General features: G+C 68.5%; 14 protein-coding genes. 2 read left to right on the top strand and 12 right to left on the bottom strand.

The features are described 5' to 3' along the window. The first annotated feature begins 562 nt into the window (after nt 1–562). On the top strand, nt 563–1690 hold the full coding sequence (locus MMB92_RS10160) for a lytic transglycosylase domain-containing protein (protein ID WP_277562677.1): 1128 nt from the start codon (nt 563–565) through the stop codon (nt 1688–1690). 118 nt (nt 1691–1808) lie between these two features. Here MMB92_RS10160 and MMB92_RS10155 read toward each other — a convergent pair whose 3' ends face one another. The 9 genes from MMB92_RS10155 to MMB92_RS10115 form a co-directional block, all read right to left on the bottom strand. After that, a complete protein-coding gene (locus MMB92_RS10155; RefSeq protein ID WP_258254837.1) occupies nt 1809–3005 on the bottom strand; it encodes a pyridoxal phosphate-dependent aminotransferase in 1197 nt (398 codons plus the stop codon). Between the two features lie 70 nt (nt 3006–3075). Beyond that, entirely contained in the window at nt 3076–3513 is a 438-nt protein-coding gene (nusB, locus tag MMB92_RS10150) for a transcription antitermination factor NusB (protein ID WP_006476662.1), read from the bottom strand. Next, entirely contained in the window at nt 3510–4025 is a 516-nt protein-coding gene (gene ribH, locus MMB92_RS10145; RefSeq protein WP_006476661.1) for a 6,7-dimethyl-8-ribityllumazine synthase, read from the bottom strand. Before ribH ends, nusB begins: the two co-directional genes overlap by 4 nt. Before the next feature lie 53 nt (nt 4026–4078). Next, nucleotides 4079–5221 carry a bifunctional 3,4-dihydroxy-2-butanone-4-phosphate synthase/GTP cyclohydrolase II gene (gene ribBA, locus MMB92_RS10140; protein ID WP_006496602.1) on the bottom strand — a complete coding sequence of 381 codons (1143 nt, stop codon included), beginning with the start codon at nt 5219–5221 and terminating at the stop codon, nt 4079–4081. 157 nt (nt 5222–5378) lie between these two features. After that, complete coding sequence (locus MMB92_RS10135) at nt 5379–5897, bottom strand: DUF1993 domain-containing protein (RefSeq protein ID WP_006484244.1); 519 nt, start codon at nt 5895–5897, stop codon at nt 5379–5381. A gap of 329 nt (nt 5898–6226) precedes the next feature. After that, on the bottom strand, nt 6227–6856 hold the full coding sequence (locus MMB92_RS10130; protein WP_006484245.1) for a riboflavin synthase: 630 nt from the start codon (nt 6854–6856) through the stop codon (nt 6227–6229). 14 nt (nt 6857–6870) lie between these two features. Beyond that, nucleotides 6871–7992 (bottom strand): bifunctional diaminohydroxyphosphoribosylaminopyrimidine deaminase/5-amino-6-(5-phosphoribosylamino)uracil reductase RibD, encoded by a 1122-nt coding sequence (gene ribD, locus MMB92_RS10125; RefSeq protein ID WP_006484247.1) that lies wholly within the window; start codon nt 7990–7992, stop codon nt 6871–6873. A gap of 15 nt (nt 7993–8007) precedes the next feature. Further along, a complete protein-coding gene (hemL, locus tag MMB92_RS10120) occupies nt 8008–9291 on the bottom strand; it encodes a glutamate-1-semialdehyde 2,1-aminomutase (RefSeq protein ID WP_034200884.1) in 1284 nt (427 codons plus the stop codon). Nucleotides 9292–9473: 182 nt separating this feature from the next. Beyond that, nucleotides 9474–9926, bottom strand: coding sequence for a hypothetical protein (locus MMB92_RS10115; RefSeq protein WP_006484248.1), 453 nt, complete (start codon nt 9924–9926; stop codon nt 9474–9476). Between the two features lie 249 nt (nt 9927–10175). On the opposite strand from MMB92_RS10115, the gene MMB92_RS10110 reads away from it, so the two are divergent. Further along, nucleotides 10176–11393 carry a Bcr/CflA family multidrug efflux MFS transporter gene (locus MMB92_RS10110; protein WP_006484253.1) on the top strand — a complete coding sequence of 406 codons (1218 nt, stop codon included), beginning with the start codon at nt 10176–10178 and terminating at the stop codon, nt 11391–11393. Between the two features lie 104 nt (nt 11394–11497). Here the strand turns inward: MMB92_RS10110 and MMB92_RS10105 are convergent, their stop codons facing one another. The 3 genes from MMB92_RS10105 to zwf form a co-directional block, all read right to left on the bottom strand. Then, entirely contained in the window at nt 11498–13426 is a 1929-nt protein-coding gene (locus tag MMB92_RS10105; RefSeq protein WP_006484254.1) for a bifunctional transcriptional regulator/glucokinase, read from the bottom strand. Further along, the gene (pgl, locus tag MMB92_RS10100) at nt 13404–14084 is read right to left on the bottom strand and encodes a 6-phosphogluconolactonase (protein ID WP_077190919.1); all 681 of its coding nucleotides are present in this window, start codon (nt 14082–14084) and stop codon (nt 13404–13406) included. The genes MMB92_RS10105 and pgl overlap by 23 nt, the downstream gene beginning before the upstream one ends. Nucleotides 14085–14172: 88 nt before the next feature. Next, complete coding sequence (gene zwf / locus MMB92_RS10095; protein ID WP_006491174.1) at nt 14173–15642, bottom strand: glucose-6-phosphate dehydrogenase; 1470 nt, start codon at nt 15640–15642, stop codon at nt 14173–14175. Nucleotides 15643–15684 lie beyond the last annotated feature (42 nt).

Here is a 15684-nt window from a genome sequence, read left to right as displayed (position 1 = left end):
GATGGGCGGGCGCAGCGGCCGGCTGCGACCCCGAATCGACCGACGATTTTACCCGGGCAGCCGCACGACCGCCCGGCGGAGAAAAAAGTCGACCGCGCGCAAACCCCCTACGGCACGGGGCTTGCGTTCTGAAGAGTGGTTTTAAATTACTTTTTGTTATAATTTCGAGGTTTTATAGTGTTGACGATCTATAAAACCCTGCTAGAATCCGCTCACATTGGTTGCAGGGTAAAAGGCTTCGAGCCGCCAATCACCGATCTTTGACGCAGCGCGTCACCGTCCGCCGAATCCTGCACGGCGTCTTCGACGGCCTTTGTCGTAGTCCCAGCCAGCGCCACCAGACGCTGGTTTTTTGCGTGGGTGCCACCGCGTATGCCCGCCTCGCCCAGTGTGCGAAGGCGCCGGCCCTCTTACACCGTGGCCTCGAACGGTACTTATACCGTTTCCCCGATGCTTGCGCGTCCCAACCAAGGCGTGCGGCGTCGTGATTCCGCGGCGCGTTTTCTGTCTCGCCATCGAGCTGAGCGAGCCGCACGAGTCATGTTCATGGGAGATGATCTGAATGAACGCTTGGTTATCGTGGCGTCCCACTGAGCAGCATGCGCAAATCGTGCGCAACTTGCTGCGTCGCGGGACGCGTGTCAGTCACCATCTATTCAGCGTTGTCGGCTGTTTCGCTGTCGCGGTTGCGCTTGCACTGTGGCTGCTGCCAACCGTCCGCGGCACGCTCGCCGCGAAGCTGATGCCGGTCGTATCCGCGGCCGTGCAGGCTGGTCCGGCCCGTCTGCTGTCCGGCCATCCGCTGCCGAACTTCGCGCCTGCCGGTGCGCAGCCGCAGCAGGACGATGCGCCCGAAACGGATGCGCTTGCGGTCGGCCTCGATGTCGCACCGGAAGCCACCGCGCAAGGCGTCCAGGGTGATGCGTCCGATCCGGCCCGCAACGGTCCGTCGCCGGTCGCACTGGCCAAGCTGATTCCGATCCAGCGCGTGGCGGCCGATGCCCGCGACGATCGCGCGCTCGCGTCGAACCGGGAACAGGCGCTCGTCGCCACGTATTTGTCGCGCCGTTACCGCGTCGCCCAGGAGCCGCTCGGCCAGCTCGTCAAGGCGGCGTTCCAGACCGGTCGTGACGTCGGCCTCGATCCGCTGCTGCTGCTGTCCGTGATGGCGATCGAATCGGGCTTCAACCCGTACGCCGAAAGCGGCGTCGGCGCGAAGGGCCTGATGCAGGTGATGTCGAAGGTCCATTCCGACAAGTTCGAGTATTTCGGCGGCACCGACACCGCACTGCAACCGCTCGCGAACCTGCAGGTCGGCGCACTCGTGCTGAAGGACTGCATCGCGCGCGGCGGCTCGCTCGCGAACGGCCTGCGCCTGTACAACGGCTCGACGAATCCCGACGACAACGGCTACGGTTCGAAGGTGATGGCCGAGCGCGGCCGCCTGCGCGACGTCGCGCGTGGCCGCAGCGTGCCGATCAACGCACCGCAGGCGCCCGCGCAACCCGCGAAGCCGATCGTCACCGCCGCAGCCGTGACGGCCGCGGCAGGCGGCGCGAAGCGCGTGCATGCGACGCTCGACGGCGCGACGACGGTCAAGGCAGCGCCGAAGGAAGCGGCCCCGCAGGACGACGCGAGCGTCGATACCGCGAAGCAGTCGCACGGCGATCATTCGGAGCTCGGCGCGTAACGTCGCGTTCCGTGCGGCTCCGGCTGGCGCAGATGAAGCGCAGATGAAGAAAAGGCACCCGATTCGGGTGCCTTTTTCTTTTGCGGTGCGGGAAGCGGCCGGCGTGCTCGCCGCGGCGTCAATGCTCGCCGAACAGCGTCGCGAGCCGGTCGACGGCCTCTTCGAGCCGCGAGTAGGCCGTCGCATAGGACAGGCGGATATAGTCGCGCGGGGCATGGACGCCGAAGTCCATGCCCGGCACCAGCACCACGCCTGCGTCGTGCAGCATCGCCTGCGTGAGCGCGGCGCTGTCGCCGGCCGCCGGGTGGGCGACGCCGCCGCAATGCGCATACACATAGAACGCGCCGTCCGGCATCACCGGCACCGTGAAGCCGAGCCGCTCGAGCGCCGGTGCGATGAAATCGCGGCGGCGCTTGAATTCGAGCCGGCGCGTTTCGTAGATGTCGAGCGTGGCCGGTTCGAAGCAGGCGAGCGCCGCGTGTTGCGCGAGGGCGGACGGGCAGATGAACAGGTTCTGCGACAGCTTCTCGAACGTGCCGACGAGGGCGGGCGGCACGACGAGCCACCCGAGCCGCCAGCCGGTCATGCTGAAATACTTCGAGAAGCTGTTCACGGTGATCACGTCGTCGCCGAACGACAGCGCCGACACGGGGGCGGCGTCGTAGCTGAGCCCCTGGTAGATCTCGTCGACGATCGTGAAGCCGCCGCGTGCGCGCACTGCTTCGACGATCCGCTTCAGTTCGTCCGGTTCGAGCGACGTGCCGGTCGGGTTCGACGGCGACGCGAGCAGCACGCCGCGCGTGCGCTCGTTCCAGTGCGTGCGGACGTCGTGCTCGGTGAGCTGGAAGCGCGCGTCCGGGCCGCTCGGCACGAGCACCGGACGGCCTTCGGCCGCCGCGACGAAGTGCCGGTTGCACGGGTATGACGGGTCGGGCATCAGCACTTCGTCGTCGCGGCCGACCAGCGCGAGGCACGCGAGCAGCAGCGCGGCCGATGCGCCGGCCGTCACGACGATCCGCTCGGGGCTGATCGTGAGGCCGTACGCGTGTGCATAGTGCGCGGCGATTGCCTCGCGCAGCGGCGCAATCCCGAGCGCGCTCGTGTATTGCGTGACGCCGCGGCGCAGCGCGGCCGCCGCGGCCTCGACCACCGGCTCCGGCGCGGTGAAATCGGGCTCGCCGATGCCCATGTGGATAACATCGCGCCCCAAGGACTCGAGCCGCTGTGCCTCCTTCATCAGTTCCATCACATGAAAGGGCTGGATCGCGTCGACGCGTGCGGCGAGCGTGACGAGCGAATCGGCGGTGGTATTCATCGGCGGGCAGGGCGGAGGGAGAAAGGAATGAAAAACGGGCGCTTGCGCGCCCGTGGACCAACCAACGGTATCAGCCGTTGCGACGCGCCTGCGTTTCGGCGGGGCGCAGCTTCGCGGCCAGCTTGTCGAGCACGCCGTTCACGTACTTGTAGCCGTCGGAGCCGCCGAACGTCTTCGCGAGTTCGACGGCTTCGTTGATGATCACGCGGTACGGCGTTTCGACGTGGTGCGTGAGCTCGAACGTCGCGATCAGCAGCACCGCGCGTTCGACCGGCGACAGCTGATCGATCGGACGGTCCAGCGACGGCGCCAGCGCTTCGACGAGCGTCGCATGCTCGCGGATCACGCCGTGCAGGATCGCTTCGAGCAGTTCCTTGTCAGCCTTGTCGTAACCGAGCGCGCCGCGCAGTTGCGCGTCGATCTCGCCGGAGGGCGCGTTCGACAGCAGCCACTGATACAGGCCCTGCGTCGCCAGCTCGCGCGATTGTCGGCGGGCGCTCTTCTTCATGCGCGCTCCTCTTCGTCGTCTTCGTCTTCCTCTTCGTCCTCGTCGTCGCCGAGCTGGTCGAGCGCCATCGTCAGGTTGGCCATCTCGACGGCCACGCGTGCGGCGTCACGACCCTTTTCGGTCATGCGCGCGACGGCCTGCTCGTCGTTTTCGGTGGTCAGGACCGCGTTCGCGATCGGCAGGTTGAAGTCGAGGCCGATGCGGGTGATGCCCGCGCCGCTCTCGTTCGACACGAGTTCGAAGTGGTAGGTCTCGCCGCGGATCACCGCGCCGAGCGCGATCAGCGCGTCGAACTGGCCGCTTTCGGCGAGCTTTTGCAGCGCGAGCGGGATTTCCAGCGCGCCGGGCACCGACACGAGCAGCACGTCTTCACCGGTGACGCCGAGGCGCTCCAGTTCTTCGACGCACGCGTCGGCGAGGCCGTTGCACACGGGTTCGTTGAAGCGCGATTGCACGATGCCGATACGCAGGCCGTCGCCTTCGAGATTCGGTTGGTATTGTCCGATTTCCATGATCTGGTCCGTGGTGTGGATGAACGGTTATAGGGCGAAAGCGCCGTGGCGGGTTACGCGTGGGACGCCGGGCAGGACTTGGCTTCGCCGCCGGGCATCGGAATGAAGCCCGTGACTTCGAGGCCGTAGCCGGACATGCTGCCCAGCTTGCGCGGATTCGACAGCACCTGCATCTTGCCGACGCCGACATCGCGCAGGATCTGCGCGCCGATGCCGAACGTCTTGAAATCGACCGGCCGGCGTTTGAGCGCAGCGGCCTTTTCTTCCTCGTCGAACGCCTTGAAGACGTCGATCAGGTGTTCCTTCGTATCGCCGCAATTGAGCAGCACGATCACGCCGAGGTCGCGCTCCGCGATGTCGCGCATCGCGGCGTCGAGCGTCCACGAGTGGGTCGACACGCCCGTTTCGAGCAGGTCGAGCACCGACAGCGGCTCGTGCACGCGCACCGGCGTATCGACGTCGGGCGACGGGGCGCCGCGCACCAGCGCGATGTGCGGCGAGCCGCTCGGCTGGTCGCGGTACAGCACCGCGCGGAACGTGCCGTGCGCGGTCTGCATCGTGCGCTCGGCGATCCGCTCGATGATCGATTCGGTGCGGCTGCGGTACTGGATCAGGTCGGCGATCGTGCCGATCTTCAGGTTGTGTTCCTTCGCGAATTCGATCAGGTCCGGCAGGCGCGCCATCGTGCCGTCGTCCTTGATGATCTCGCAGATCACCGCGGCCGGCGTGAGGCCCGCGAGCGCGGTGAAGTCGCAGCCGGCCTCGGTGTGGCCGGCGCGCACGAGCACGCCGCCCGGCTGCGCCATGATCGGGAACACGTGGCCCGGCTGCACGATGTGCTCGGGGCGCACGTCGTGCGCGACCGCCGTGGCGATCGTGTGCGCCCGGTCGGCGGCCGAGATGCCGGTCGTCACGCCTTCGGCCGCTTCGATGCTGACCGTGAACGCGGTGCCGTACTGCGTGCCGTTGCGGTAGGTCATCAGCGGCAGGTGAAGCTGCTTGCAGCGTTCCTGCGTCAACGTCAGACAAACCAGGCCGCGGCCGTACTTGGCCATGAAGTTGATCGCTTCCGGTGTGACGAATTCGGCGGCGATCACGAGGTCGCCCTCGTTTTCGCGGTCTTCTTCGTCGACCAGGATCACCATCCGGCCGGCTTTCAGCTCGGCGATGATGTCGAGCGTGGAGGCGAGCGTCATAAGGGGGCGAGAAAGAGGAAAGTGCGTATTTTACGCCAGCCGGACGGCGTTTCGGCTGGCGCGGGCCGCGCGGGGCCCGCGCGTGCTCCGGAAAGCGCTGCGGCCGGCCTGCGCGCGGGCGCGGACGGTTGCGGGCCGGGCGTTGCCCGGCCGCGCGTCACGCTTGCTCGTTGCGCCCGCCGAGGTAGTCCAGCTTGCCGAGCTCGACGCCGCTGTGGCGCAGGATGTCGTACGCGGTCGTCACGTGGAAGAAGAAGTTGGGCAGCACGAAGTTCAGCAGGTACGACTGGCCGGTGAACTCGATCGGGCCGACGCGCATCTTCAGCACGATCTGGCGCGTCTCGCTGCCGTCGATCTGTGCGGCGTCGAAGCTTTTCAGGTAGTCGATCGTCTTCTGGATGCGCGCGTGCAGCTCGTCGAAGCTCTGCTCGACGTCCGGGTAGCTCGGGATCTCGGCGCCGGCGAGCCGCGCGGCGCAGCCCTTCGCCGTGTCGGTCGCGATGTAGACCTGACGGACGAGCGGCAGCATGTCCGGGTAGAGGCGTGCGCCGATGAATACCGACGGGTCGATCTGCTTTTCGGCCGCATGCGCCTGCGCCTTGCCGAGGATGTGCTGCAGGTTGGTGAGGCCGCGGATCAGGACGGGCAGCGAAGCCTGGTACATCGAGATGGACATGGGGACGAACTCCTGTGGGAAGAGGCGCGGCCGCGATGCGGCGCGTCGTGCGTGGCGGCGTGGAAACCGCTGTCGACGCATCTTAGCGCGACGGCATGACCCGTGCGCGTCGTTGGCTGTTCGGCCAGGTGTCGGCTGGCCCGACGGCCATCGACCGAACGCGATTCCGATGCAAGCGTGTCGGATGGCCGGCGACGGAGTGGCACGGCACGAAGTAGGGCGGGATCCCTGCTCGGCGCGGCCTGCTCGGCCGACGCCGACGATTGATGCGGCGGCCGGCCGCACCGTCGGCCGTCATTCCCTGTACAGGACGCGGCGGCGCTGCCCGGTCAGTCCTGATGCACGCCCTGCGACGCCGACAGCATCCGCTCCACATAGCGCGCGATCATGTCGACTTCGAGGTTGACCTTGTCGCCGGCCTTCACATGGCGCAGCGTCGTGACGTCGACCGTATGCGGAATCAGGTTGATCGAGAATTCGCAGCCGTCCGCGCGATCGTCGACCGCATTCACGGTCAGGCTCACGCCGTTCACCGTGATCGAGCCCTTGTACGCGAGATAGCGGCCGAGTTCGCGCGGCGCGACGATTCGCAGTTCGTGCGACTCGCCGACGGGCGCGAAGCGCGACACGGTACCGAGTCCGTCCACATGGCCCGATACGATATGCCCGCCAAGGCGGTCGTGCGCGCGCAGCGCCTTCTCGAGGTTCACCTCGCCGGGTTGCGCGAGGCCGACCGTCCGGTTCAGGCTTTCGCGCGACACATCGACGTCGAACGTGGTGTCGGTCTTCTCGATCACCGTCATGCATGCGCCCTGGATCGCGATGCTGTCGCCGAGCGCGACATCGGCCAGATCCAGCCCGCCGGCCTGCACGGTCAGGCGCACACCGGCGTCGGCCGACGTGCCGAGCGGGGCGATCGATTCGATGCGGCCGACGGCCGCGACAATTCCGGTAAACATCGTGACGATTCCGTTCAGTGAGAGGCGTCGGGCGGCGCGATACGCGCGAGGATCCGCAGATCGTCGCCGATCCGCTCGATACCGTGGAACGACAACCGGGTACGCGCATCGAGGCTGGCCGGCGCGGCGAGATCGAACATGCCGGCCGCGTCGGCGCCCAGCAGGCTCGGCGCCAGATACACCAGCAATTCGTCGACGCACCGTTCGCGCAGCAGCGAACCGTTCAGCTTGTGGCCGGCCTCGACGTGCAGCTCGTTGACGCCGCGCGCGCCGAGCGCCGCCAGCATCGCGGGCAGGTCGACCTTGCCGTGCGCATTCGCGAGCGGCACGATTTCCGCGCCGCGCGACTTCAGCACGTTCGCGCGTACCTCGCCTGCGGCGTCGAGCCGGCCGCAGAAGATCAGCAGCGGCGCGCCTTCGAGCAGCCGCGCGTCGAGCGGCAGGTCGAGGCGGCTGTCCACCAGGATGCGTTGCGGCTGACGCGGCGTGTCGATACCGCGCACGGTCAGCAGCGGATTGTCCTCGCGCACGGTGCCGATACCGGTGAGGATCGCGCACGCGCGGGCGCGCCACGCGTGGCCGTCGAGGCGCGCGGCCTCGCCGGTGATCCACTGGCTTTCGCCGGACGGCAGCGCAGTGCGGCCGTCGAGCGACGCGGCGGTCTTCATCCGCACCCACGGGCGGCCGCGCGTCATCCGCGACACGAAGCCGATGTTCAGTTCGCCGGCCTCATGCGCGAGCAGCCCGCAGCGCACGTCGATGCCGGCGTCGCGCAGCATTCCGAGGCCGCGCCCCGACACCTGCGGGTTCGGGTCTTCCATCGCCGCGACCACCTTCGCGACGCGCGCGTCGATCAGCGCGTTCGCGCACGGCGGCGTGCGGCCGAAATGGCTGCACGGTTCGAGCGTCACGTAGACGGTCGAGCCCGCGACGTCGTAGCCGCGCGAGCGCGCGTCCTTCAGCGCCTGGACTTCCGCGTGGTCCTGGCCGGCCGGCTGCGTGAAGCCTTCGCCGATCACGTCGCCGTCCTTGACGATCACGCAGCCGACGCGCGGATTCGGCGCGGTCGTGTACATGCCGCGCGCGGCGAGCGCGAGCGCGCGCTGCATGTGGGCGAAATCGGTATCCGAGAACATGCGCGCGGCCCCGGGTCAGGCGGCGAGGGCCGCGAACGCGCGGCGCGCGGCCGCGAGCGTCGCGTCGATCACCGCGTCGTCGTGCGTGCTCGACACGAAGCCGGCTTCGTACGCGGACGGCGCGAAGTACACGCCCTCGTCGAGCATCAGGTGGAAGAAGCGGTTGAAGCGCGCGACGTCGCTCTTCGTGACTTCCGCGAAGCTGGTCGGCACGCGCTCGGCGAAGTACAGGCCGAACATCGCGCCGATCGAGTCGGCCGCGAACGGCACGCCGGCCGCGCGCGCTTCCGCCGCGAGGCCGTCGGCGAGCCGTTTCGTCTGCGCGGTGAGCGCATCGTAGAAGCCGGGCGCCTGGATCAGTCGCAGCGTCTTCAGGCCCGCGGCGACCGCGATCGGGTTGCCCGACAGCGTGCCGGCCTGGTAGACGCCGCCGAGCGGCGCGAGGTGGGCCATGATGTCGCGGCGGCCGCCGAACGCGGCGGCCGGCATCCCGCCGCCGATCACCTTGCCGAGGCAGGTGAGGTCGGCCGCGATGCCGTAGTACGCCTGCGCGCCGCCGAGCGCGACGCGGAATCCGCACATCACCTCGTCGAAGATCAGCACGGCGCCGTGCTTCGTGCACAGCGCGCGCAGTGCGTTCAGGAATTCGGGCGTGCCGCGCACGAGGTTCATGTTGCCGGCGACCGGCTCGACGATCACCGCGGCGATCTCGTCGCCGAACGCGCCGAAGGCTTCTTCCAGCGCGGCGACGTTGTTGTATTCGAGGACGGTCGTGTGTTTCGCGATGTCGGCGGGCACGCCGGCCGACGTCGGGTTGCCGAACGTCAGCAGGCCCGAGCCGGCCTTGACCAGCAGGCTGTCCGCGTGGCCGTGGTAGCAGCCTTCGAACTTGACGATGCGGCTGCGGCCCGTGAAGCCGCGCGCGAGACGCAGCGCGCTCATCGTCGCCTCGGTGCCGCTCGACACCATCCGCACCTGCTCGATCGACGGCACGAGCTTGCAGATTTCCTCCGCGATCTCGATCTCGGCTTCGGTCGGCGCGCCGAACGAGAAGCCGTCGGCGAGCACGTTCTGCACGGCCGACAGCACTTCCGGATGGACGTGGCCGACGATCATCGGGCCCCACGAGCCGATGTAGTCGATGTACTGCTTGCCGTCGGCGTCCCAGAAATACGGGCCTTGCGCGCGCGCGACGAAGCGCGGCGTGCCGCCGACCGAGCGGAAGGCGCGCACCGGCGAGTTGACGCCGCCGGGAATGGTCTTCTGGGCGCGTTCGAAGAGGATCTGATTGTTGGACATGGGCGAAACCTGCGAGAGAAGGGCGCGGAGGCCTGTGCACGGGCCGCGGCGCCTGGGCGGAACGATCGTCCGATTGTACCGGAGACACGCGCGGCAGGCCCGCGGGCCGGTCTGCGGCCTTTCGGCGCGCGGGGGAGTCGGCCGCGCGAAAAAAGGCGCGCGGGATTCGACCCGGTTTTCGGCTATCGCGGCGGCTTGCGCTTGCCGGTCAACTCGGCCCAGCGCTTTTCGAGCGGACCTTCGACCATCGGCTTGATCGACGTGCCGGACGTCTGTGCATCCCAGGTCTGTACCGAATACGGGTGAACGCGCAGCGCGTCGCGCGCGATCACGACGTCCTGGTGCGCATCGACCAGCCAGTCGTACACGAAGTCGATGCACAGCCGGTAGCCGCGCTTCGTCGACGGATCGGGCACCTCGTACGGCGCGCGCGTCACGTAGCCGGAGCCGAATACCCCCTTGGGCTCCTTCGCGACGCGGTGCAGGAACACGCGGTCGCCCGGCAGGATGCCGCGCGCGAAGCCGCAACCCCACACGTCATGCACGGCCTCGCCGGCCTTCACGCGCGCGGCGACGTCGGGCAACTCGGGCCACGGCCATTTCTTGGGGCTCCAGATCAGCAGGAAAGCGGTCATCGGTTCGGTCGTACGTCGAATGGGTCAGACAAGAGAAACAAGCAGCAGCAAGCTTAATCGAATCCGCCCGCGCGTTCGTCCGGCAAACGGCAGGCGCGGACGTCGCCGCGCCCGCCGCCGGACGCGGCCCGAGGCAGGCAAAAAAGTTGCGCGTACAATCATGGGCCTGAACGCGCCGCTTGCGGCGCGGCTTCCCGTCTTCACCGCCACGCGCGCCCCGATGCGCGCGGGCTCCCATTCCGGATACCCATGTCCCACGTCGTCCGGCGCCGGCCCGATGCCCGGCTGATCCTGTTGCTCGGCGCGCTCGCGGCCTGCGGGCCGATCGCCACCGACATGTACCTGCCGAGCCTGCCGTCGATCGCCGACAGCTTCTCCGTGAGCCCCGGCGCCGCGCAGCGCACGCTGACCAGCTTCATGGCGGGCTTCTCGATCGGCATGCTGCTGTACGGCCCGCTGTCCGACACGTGGGGCCGCCGTCCCGTGCTGCTCGGCGGGATCGCGCTGTTCACGCTCGCGAGCATCGGCTGCTTCGTGTCGGGTTCGATCGACATGCTGATCGTCGTGCGCTTTCTGCAGGCGCTCGGCGCCGGTGCCGCGTCGGTGCTCGCGCGGGCGATCGCGCGTGACGCGCACGAGCCGAGCGACGCGGCGAAGGTGTTGTCGATGGTCGCGATCGTCACCGCGGTCGGGCCGCTGCTCGCGCCGCTGATCGGCGGCCAGATCCTGCGCTTCTCCGGCTGGCGCGGCGTGTTCGTCGTGCTGGCCGTGTTCGGCGCGATCTGCGCGACGACCGCGTACTTGCGCGTGCCCGAAACTTGGCCGAAGGAGCGGCGCAAGAGCGCGGCCGTGCTCGCGTCGTTCGCGTCGTACGGGCGCATCCTGTCCGACCCCGTCGCATGGGGGCACATGCTGTGCGGCGGGATGGCGTTCGCGTCGATGTTCTCGTACATCACCGCGACGCCGTTCGTGTACATCGAGTATTTCCACGTGTCGCCGCAGCACTACGGGCTGCTGTTCGGCCTGAACGTCGTCGGGATCATGATCGGCAACTTCGCGAATACGCGCCTCGTCGGCCGCATCGGTTCGCTGCGCATCATCGCGGCCGCGTCGCTCGTGAGCTGCATAGCGTCGCTCGCGGTCGCGCTCGTCGCGCTGACGGGGTGGGGCGGGCTGTGGTCGATCGTCGTGTGCCTGTTCTTCGTCGTCGGCGTGGTCGGGATCCTGTCCGCGAACTGCACGACCGACCTGATGCACCGCTATCCGCACAACGCGGGCGCGTCGGCGGCCGTGTTCGGCGCGATGCAGCTCGCGCTCGGCGCGCTGGCGAGCGTCGCGATCGGCGCGCTCGCGGACGGCACGCCGTTCGCGATGGGCGTGACGATCGGCGTTTGCGGCGTGCTGTGCTTCGCCGGGCGCTATCTCGTGCTGCGCTGGCACGGCCGGCCGGTGAAAGCGGGCGCCTGAGCCGCATCGCCCGGCGGGCCGCACGATGAAAAACGCCACCGCGCGCGATGCGCCGGTGGCGTTGTTCGTCGGGACGCGTGAAGCGGCGGACGCCGCGCGATGCGTCAGTCCCGCGCGACGTCCTTCGCCGCCGGCGACGCGCCGTGGCTCAGCCAGTCGAGCACGTCGGCCGTTTCGTCGTCGCTGGCGCGCGCCTTCGCCTGGGCAACGGCCTCGGGCAGCTCGCCGTTCGTCGACGCGCGACGGATCGCGACGCCGACCGCGAGGATGTCGATCATCAGCAGATGCAGGATCCGCGAGATCATCGACAACTGCGACTCGCGCATCTCGATGTGGTCGGTCTCGAGCGCGACGGTCGCGCGCTTCGCGAGCGGCGTGTTGCTCGACGTGATCGCGATCACCTTCGCGCCGGCCTGCATCGCGACGTCGAGCACGCGCAGCAGCTCGGGCGCGCGGCCCGACTTCGACACCGCGACGATCACGTCGCCCTTGCCGAGCAGCGCGGCCGACGCGGCCTGCATGTACAGGTCGCCGTACGCGATCGTCGGAATCCCGAAGCGGAAGAACTTGTAGTGCGCGTCCTGCGCGACGATGTTCGAGTTGCCGAGCCCGTAGAACTCGATGCGCCGCGCGCCGTTCAGGATCTCGATCGCGTTCTCGACGTGCTCGAAATTCAGGTGCTCGCGCAGTTGCAGGATCGCGGACACCGTGTTGTCGAGCACCTTCGCGCCGAAGTCGGTGGCCGTGTCGCCGAGATGCACCTGGCTGTGGCTCATCGGGATCGTGCCGGTGAGCCCGGTGGCGAGCTTCAGCTTGAAGTCCGACAGCCCCTGGCAGCCGAGCGAGCGGCAGAAGCGGATCACGGTCGGCTGGCTCACGTCGGCCTTGCGCGCGATGTCGACGATCGGATCGTTGATGATCGAGCGCGGATGGTTCAGCGCGAGATCGGCCACGCGGCGCTCGGCCGGCGTCAGCGCGTCGCGCATCTGGCGGATCCGCTCGAACACGGCCGACGACGCGCCGCCGGAGCGGTTCGACAACTGCTCCGCGAGAATCGCCGACACGCCGAGGAACGCCGGGTATTCGGCGGTGATCAGGTAGGTCGGGATGTTCTCGAGATAGTGCGTGAAGCGGCCCTTCGCCTCGAAGCGCGCGCGGAACGACGAGCGCGTGAACAGCTCGCCCAGCTTCAGCGCGACGCCGCCGCCGATGTACACGCCGCCGAGCGCGCCGAGCGTCAGCGCGACGCTGCCCGCGAACGCGCCGAGAATTCCGCAGAAGCATTCGACCGTCTCGAGCGCGAGCGCGTCGCCCGCATGCGCGCGCTCGACGATCTCGACCGTGTCGACGGTCGCGGCGACACGTTTCTTGTCGCGCGCGGCGAGCGCGCGATAGATGATCTCCATGCCGGGGCCCGCGCACACGCGTTCGAACGACACGTGCGGAAACTTCTTGCGCGCGTACTGCAGCACCAGATCCTCGCGCTCGTCCTGCGGCGCGAACGATGCGTGGCCGCCTTCGCTGCCGAGCGCGATCCAGCGGTCGTCGGCCGGAATCAGCCCCGACACGCCGAGCCCCGTGCCCGGCCCGAGCAGGCCGATCACGCTGTTCTGGCGCCGCGTGCCGCCGCCGATCTGCACGCGCTGCGCGTCGGTCAGGCCCGGCAGCGCCATCGCGAGCGCGGTGAAGTCGTTGACGACCAGCAGCGTGTCGAAGCCGAGCGCGCGGCGCGTCGCCTCGATCGAGAAGCTCCAGTCGTGGTTGGTCATCGTGACCTGGTCGCCGTCGACCGGATTGGCGATCGCGATCGCCGCGTGGTTCACGCGGCTGATCTTCACGTCCTTCAGGTATTTGCGGATCGCGTCGGTGAGCGTCGGATAGTCGGCGCCGGGATAGACGCGGATCTGCGTGATCTCGCCGGGGCCGGTTTCCAGCGCGAAGCGCGCGTTGGTGCCGCCGACGTCCGCGAGCAGGCGCGGGCCGTCGGCATGCTGACCCGCGACGACCGCCTTACTTTGCGCACCAGTAGACATCGAGCTGGGTCCCCTTGTCGTTGGCCAGTTGGGAAATCGCGTTCTTCTGCAGCGACGCGGCCGCGGCGTCGAGCACGTCGCGTTTGCGGGCGCCCGCGATCAGCAGGAACAGCCGGTCGACGCGCTTGAGCGTATCGAGCGAAAAGCTCACGCGGGCATGCGGCGCCGCGCCCGGATGCACGGCGACGAAGCGCTCGGGCGTCGTGATCGCGTGGTCCCATTCGGGTGCGTCGGCGAAGATCGACGCGGTGTGGCCGTCCTCGCCCATGCCGAGCACGGCGACGGTCGGCACGCGGTAGTCGGGGTTGGCGTTCAACGCGGCGACGTGCGCGTCGAGCGTGCTGCGCGTGTCGACGAGCGGCAGGAAGCGGGCAGGGGCCGCCGCGTGCTGCAGCAGCGTGTCGCGCACGAGTTGCGCATTGCTGGCCGCGTCGTCGTCCGGCACCCAGCGGTCGTCGACCAGCGTGACGTCGACGCCGGCCCAGTCGAGCGCCGCATGCGACAGCGTGTGCAGGAACGGGCGCGGGCTGGTGCCGCCGGACACCGCGAGCGTCGGGCGCGCGGGGCCGGCGAGCGCCGCGCGCAGCGCGTCGCCGACGGCGCGCGCGAGCGCTTCGCTTTGCGCTTCCTGGGTGTCGAAAGCGTGGATCTCGATCACATCTCCTCCGGACTGCTTTGTCTGTTCAAATCGTACGAATCGTGGGGCACGTTGCCGCGTACGGTGGCGTACGCGGCAACGGTCTGCATCAGTTTTCTTCTTCGAGCCAGCAGGTGTCGTGCTGCGCGAGCATCGCGCTCGACGCGGCCGGCCCCCACGTGCCCGCCGCGTAGGGCTTCGGCGGCTTCAGCGTGCGCGCCCATTCGTTCAGGATCGGCTCGACCCACTGCCATGCGGCCTCCTGTTCGTCGCGCCGCACGAACAGGGCGAGCCGGCCGTTGATCACGTCGAGCAGCAGGCGCTGGTACGCCTCCATCTGCCCTTCCTTGAAGAACTGGTCGAACGCGAGGTCGAGGTGCACGCTCGCGAGGTTCATCCCTTCGCCCGGCTGCTTCGCGAGGCAGTACAGGCGGATCGTTTCGTTCGGCTGCAGCCGGATCACGAGACGGTTCGAACCGGGGCGCAGCGCGGTCGGGCCGAGCGCCGAATGCGGCACCGGGCGGAAGTTGACGACGATCTCCGCGACGCGGTCGGCCAGACGCTTGCCGGTGCGCAGGAAGAACGGCACGCCGGCCCAGCGCCAGTTCTCGATCTCGACCTTCAGCGCGACGAACGTTTCGGTCTGGCTGTCGGGCTTCACGCCCGGCTCGGTCGCGTAGGCCGGCACCTGCGCGCCCTTGATCACGCCCGCATGATACTGGCCGCGCACCGCGACCTTGCCGATGTCGCGCGGATCGACCGGCTTCAGCGCGCGCAGCACGCGCAGCTTCTCGTCACGCACCGAGTCGGAATCCATCGAGTGCGGCGGCTCCATCGCGACGATCGACAGCAGCTGCAGCAGGTGGTTCTGCACCATGTCGCGCAGCGCGCCCGTATTGTCGTAGAAATCGCCGCGCGCCTCGACGCCGAGCTCTTCCGCGATCGTGATCTGGATGCTCTCGACCCATTCGCGGCGCCACAGCGGCTCGAACAGCGCGTTGCCGAAGCGCAGCGCGAGCAGGTTCTGTACCGGCTCCTTGCCGAGGTAGTGGTCGATCCGGTAGATCTGGCCTTCCGCGAAGATCTCGCCGACCGCGTCGTTGATCGCGTTCGACGACTTCAGGTCGTAGCCGAGCGGCTTCTCGAGCACGATGCGCGAGCCTTCGTTCAGGCCGACCGACGCGAGCGCCTTGCAGATGGGCACGAACAGCGACGGGCCGGTCGCGAGATAGAACACGCGGATGCCGGGCAGCGATGCGATCGCGTCGCGCAGCACGACGTAGTCCTCCGCACGGCCGAGATCGAGCTTCACGTATTCGATGCGCTCGAGAAACGACTTCCATGCCGCGTCGTCGAACGCGTTGCCGGCCGCCTTCGCCGCATGCGGCTTCACGTGCGTATCGACCCATTCGAGATAGCCTGCCCGATCCGATTCGTGCCGCGCGACGGCCACGATCCGGCCGCCGTCCGCCAGCATGTTCGCGCGGTGCGCTTCGAACAGCGCGGGCAGGATCTTGCGCATCGACAAATCGCCGGTGCCGCCGAAAAGTACGAAGGTAAAGCTGGAATCGGTATGCATGTGTCTCCGCCGTGTTGGGGGTGCTGGGAAGCGATCCGTAGT

This window comes from Burkholderia sp. IO2 (assembly GCF_029522185.1).
Taxonomy (GTDB): Bacteria; Pseudomonadota; Gammaproteobacteria; order Burkholderiales; family Burkholderiaceae; genus Burkholderia; species Burkholderia cenocepacia.
The sequence above is the reverse complement of the archived record's forward strand: the minus strand, read 5'-3'. Positions and strand labels throughout refer to the sequence as shown.

What these genes read in the sequence shown, in the direction of transcription:
- MMB92_RS10160 (WP_277562677.1), top strand. Translation starts at nt 563, where the DNA reads ATGAACGCTTGGTTATCGTGGCGTCCCACTGAGCAGCATGCGCAAATC.
- MMB92_RS10155 (WP_258254837.1), bottom strand. Translation starts at nt 3,005, where the DNA reads ATGAATACCACCGCCGATTCGCTCGTCACGCTCGCCGCACGCGTCGAC.
- nusB (WP_006476662.1), bottom strand. Translation starts at nt 3,513, where the DNA reads ATGAAGAAGAGCGCCCGCCGACAATCGCGCGAGCTGGCGACGCAGGGC.
- ribH (WP_006476661.1), bottom strand. Translation starts at nt 4,025, where the DNA reads ATGGAAATCGGACAATACCAACCGAATCTCGAAGGCGACGGCCTGCGT.
- ribBA (WP_006496602.1), bottom strand. Translation starts at nt 5,221, where the DNA reads ATGACGCTCGCCTCCACGCTCGACATCATCGCCGAGCTGAAAGCCGGC.
- MMB92_RS10135 (WP_006484244.1), bottom strand. Translation starts at nt 5,897, where the DNA reads ATGTCCATCTCGATGTACCAGGCTTCGCTGCCCGTCCTGATCCGCGGC.
- MMB92_RS10130 (WP_006484245.1), bottom strand. Translation starts at nt 6,856, where the DNA reads ATGTTTACCGGAATTGTCGCGGCCGTCGGCCGCATCGAATCGATCGCC.
- ribD (WP_006484247.1), bottom strand. Translation starts at nt 7,992, where the DNA reads ATGTTCTCGGATACCGATTTCGCCCACATGCAGCGCGCGCTCGCGCTC.
- hemL (WP_034200884.1), bottom strand. Translation starts at nt 9,291, where the DNA reads ATGTCCAACAATCAGATCCTCTTCGAACGCGCCCAGAAGACCATTCCC.
- MMB92_RS10115 (WP_006484248.1), bottom strand. Translation starts at nt 9,926, where the DNA reads ATGACCGCTTTCCTGCTGATCTGGAGCCCCAAGAAATGGCCGTGGCCC.
- MMB92_RS10110 (WP_006484253.1), top strand. Translation starts at nt 10,176, where the DNA reads ATGTCCCACGTCGTCCGGCGCCGGCCCGATGCCCGGCTGATCCTGTTG.
- MMB92_RS10105 (WP_006484254.1), bottom strand. Translation starts at nt 13,426, where the DNA reads ATGTCTACTGGTGCGCAAAGTAAGGCGGTCGTCGCGGGTCAGCATGCC.
- zwf (WP_006491174.1), bottom strand. Translation starts at nt 15,642, where the DNA reads ATGCATACCGATTCCAGCTTTACCTTCGTACTTTTCGGCGGCACCGGC.